At 32.3% G+C, this 3,554-nt stretch carries 4 protein-coding genes; 1 reads left to right on the top strand and 3 read right to left on the bottom strand.

The annotated features are described in order from the left end of the window. Positions 1-159: 159 nt before the first annotated feature. The gene (locus WMO18_RS10700) at positions 160-1,134 is read right to left on the bottom strand and encodes a hypothetical protein (RefSeq protein ID WP_367286597.1); all 975 of its coding nucleotides are present in this window, start codon (positions 1,132-1,134) and stop codon (positions 160-162) included. A 115-nt stretch (positions 1,135-1,249) separates the two neighbouring features. On the opposite strand from WMO18_RS10700, the gene WMO18_RS10695 reads away from it, so the two are divergent. Beyond that, positions 1,250-1,480, top strand: coding sequence for a helix-turn-helix domain-containing protein (locus WMO18_RS10695; protein WP_348982031.1), 231 nt, complete (start codon positions 1,250-1,252; stop codon positions 1,478-1,480). 174 nt (positions 1,481-1,654) lie between these two features. On the opposite strand, the gene nadC is transcribed toward WMO18_RS10695, so the two are convergent. Beyond that, on the bottom strand, positions 1,655-2,491 hold the full coding sequence (nadC, locus tag WMO18_RS10690) for a carboxylating nicotinate-nucleotide diphosphorylase (RefSeq protein ID WP_211148421.1): 837 nt from the start codon (positions 2,489-2,491) through the stop codon (positions 1,655-1,657). After that, the coding region (locus WMO18_RS10685; protein ID WP_367286596.1) for an L-aspartate oxidase at positions 2,488-3,554 on the bottom strand (1,067 nt) is incomplete at its 5' end. The genes nadC and WMO18_RS10685, both read right to left, overlap by 4 nt.

The raw sequence follows: 3,554 nt of genomic DNA, 5'->3' as shown, positions 1-3,554 counted from the left end.
ACATAAACAACCCCACAAACCCTAATTTATCAAACTAATCTTTACCCACAGACAAAATTGAAAAACCCTAATTTGTAGAACTAATTTATCTTAACCAACAAACAAAAATAAAAAAAGAAAAAGGTGTGTAGGAAACTACACACCTTTTTAATACCATAATCAAGTATGGTAAATATCATTCATTAAGCTTATATAATGCAATTCTTTACGAGCTTCGCGAGTATTGTATTCTTGTATTTTTGTTTGTCTATCAATACTATCAGATATATTACTAGACATATAATCTATATTATCGCTTAAAGAGTTAATTTGGTTGGTTGCCTCATTAATTGCATTATACAAAACACCTTGATTTGCAGAAATTTCATCTAATCTTGTTATTACATTATCAAGTTTTCCGATAATAGCACCTAGTCTCATTTCGTTTTCATAAATTTTGTAGGCTCCATCATCACCTGTATTAGGGTCAAACTGTAAACTAAATGTTATCCCTTTACAGAAATATTGATAGAAGGAACTGATTGCAACCATATTATGTTGATAATCTTTGTGTATAATATTATAACTATACATTTTATTTAGATTTTTCTTGGTTTCTCTTTCTTGTATCTCTAATTCACGAATTTGTTTCAATATAAATTGCTTTTTCTTGTTTTCTTCAGTTACTCTTAGTCTATCCGTATCATTGTACTTATTATATTCTTGTAACGCAGTTTTATATTCCTTGTTACATTTTGACCGATAATACAATTTATATATTATCCATAGCAAAAGGCCTAAAACACCTGCACCTGCAAGACCACATAGAAAACCTGCAACAATTGTCCAAAATAATGCTACAATATAATACCATATGAAACCGAAAATTTTATAAGTGAAATATGGTGGTTGTTTCATAATTTTGTATATCAAAAATAAAATAGCACATACTATTCCGGATATGGTTCCCATTCTACTAGCACACCCAGCCAATGAAACTTCTACTTTTTCTTTTTCCGGTGGTGCAATATAGTTTGGATTTCCCAATCGATGATATTTTCCATACAATCTTTTGATAGTATTACTTTGAACGTACAATGCCTTTTCCATATCCAGAACCATACCCAGATATTCCTTGATTTTTTCAGTAGTCATATTCATCCCTCATTTTTAAAAACACTTATATATACTCTATATACCGACAATATAAATATACTCTATATATAGACAATTGTCAACAAAAATAGTATTGAAATAGAATTATATAGAGGTGATTGTTATAATTTCTTATGAACCACTATATAAAACCCTAAAAGAAAAAAATATTTCTACTTACAAACTAATAAAACAATATAATATTAGTAGAAGTTTACTTGATAGATTGAAACATGATAAACCTATTAGTACAGTAACTTTAAACGACCTTTGTACAATATTAGATTGCAAAGTTGAAGATGTTTTAGTTTTTAAAAAAGATAATAAAAAAGAAAAAGGTGTGTAGGAAACTACACACCTTTTTCTATGGAAATTAGTTATGAAAAAATATCTTGAAATCAATAATTAACATCAATAACTTATCTTGATTTTTATACTAAAAAGCAATAAATTTACTGCATTATCATAATCACATAACTTATATATTTAGTTTAAAAATCAGAACATCAAAAACTAAAAATTAAATAATCTTTAGTGAAATGTCAAATGCTTTTACTGAGTGAGTTAAAGCACCGATTGAAATAATGTCAACACCTGTTTCTGCAACATCACGGATTGTTTCTTCTGTAATGCCACCGGATGCCTCAAGTAGTGCTTTACCGTCAGCAATTTTAACTGCTTCTCTCATTGTGTCATTATCCATATTGTCTAGCATAATAACATCAACATCAACAGAAAGCGCTTCTCTCAATTCGTCAAGAGTTCTGACTTCAAGTTCTACCTTTGCCATATGACCTAGCTTTGTGCGTAACTTTGTTACTGCATTAGTAATGCCACCACCTGCATCAACATGGTTGTCCTTTAGCATAGCAGCATCACTTAGGTTAAATCTGTGGTTCTTGCCACCACCAACTGTTACTGCATACTTCTGTAATGGACGCATACCCGGTAGTGTTTTTCTTGTGTCTGCAATAGATGCGTTAGTGCCTTCAACAATCTTAACAATTCTGTTTGTCATTGAAGAAATACCACTCATATGCTGAAGTAGGTTAAGAGCAGTTCTTTCACCCTTTAGGATAGTTCTTGTTTTGCCCTTGATTTTTGCGATAATATCGCCTTTCTTAACTTCTTCGCCATCATGGATGAAAACTTCATACTGAAAATCAGGTTGGATTAGAGTAAATACTCTTAAAGCAACTTCAATACCACAAAGTACACCGTCAGCTTTTGCTAGAAACTTTGCTTCATTTTCCTGATCTTCAGGAATAAGGTAATCTGTTGTAATGTCAACATAGTTAATGTCCTCTAGTAGGGCAGTTTTGATTAGATTATCTACATAAAATTGATTTAATATCATAGGTTGATACCTTCCTTAATTTCTTCAAGAATAATTTTTGCAACAGTTGCAAGACTTCTTGCCTCTACAAAATCAGGAGTGATTTCGTAATTTGTGTTATTTAACTTATTAAGAATATCCTTTACTTCTTCATATGCATTGTCAACATTGTCAAGGTTAGGAATAACAAAGTATGTATCCTGCATAATTTCTCTAATTCTTGTACGAATACCTGTAGGTAACTTTTCACCGGTAATATTCTTGTTATCAGGTTCTTCACCAAGAGGTTTCTTGCCACCTTTATGAAGTTTGTCTGTAATGTCAATTGCTGCTCTTCTGGAGAATACAAGTGCCTCAAGCAAAGAGTTACTTGCAAGTCTGTTAGCACCATGTACACCTGTATGAGAACATTCACCACAAGCATATAGTCTGTCAACAGATGTTCTTGCATCTAAGTCAACATTAATACCACCCATTAGGTAGTGCTGACAAGGATAAATAGGAATCCAATCCTTTGTAATATCAATACCCTTTTCAAGACATCTTGAATAAATCATAGGGAATCTGTTTTTTACAAATTCAGGGTCTTTAGCAGTAATATCTAGGTAGAAATTGCTACTGCCTGTTTTCTTCTGTTCTTCCATAATTGCATGAGAAACAACATCTCTAGGAGCAAGTTCTCCACGCTCATCATAGTCAAACATAAATCTTCTGCCATCATGGTTAAGAAGGATAGCACCTTCACCACGAACAGCCTCAGAAATCAAGAATCTTTCTCTGTCACTTTTGCTGTCAAAAGCAGTAGGATGGAACTGAACTCTTGAAAGGTGCTTAATGTTAGCACCTAGCATATATGCAAATGTAATACCGTCACCTGTTGCAATAGCTGAGTTAGTTGTGTATTTATATACTCTGCCGATACCACCGGTAGCAAGTACACAGTATGATGTACCGATAGAATATTCTTCACCATTTCTCATAACACCAAGGTAAAAACCATGTTCAACCTTATCAATAGAATAAACAAGTGCATTGTCCCAAATTGTAATATTTTTCTTAGCTTCTACATCAAGAAGTAGCTTAT

The sequence above is a fragment of the Ruminococcoides intestinihominis genome, assembly GCF_040096285.1.
Taxonomy (GTDB): domain Bacteria; phylum Bacillota; class Clostridia; order Oscillospirales; family Acutalibacteraceae; genus Ruminococcoides; species Ruminococcoides intestinihominis.
The sequence above is the reverse complement of the archived record's forward strand: the minus strand, read 5'-3'. Positions and strand labels throughout refer to the sequence as shown.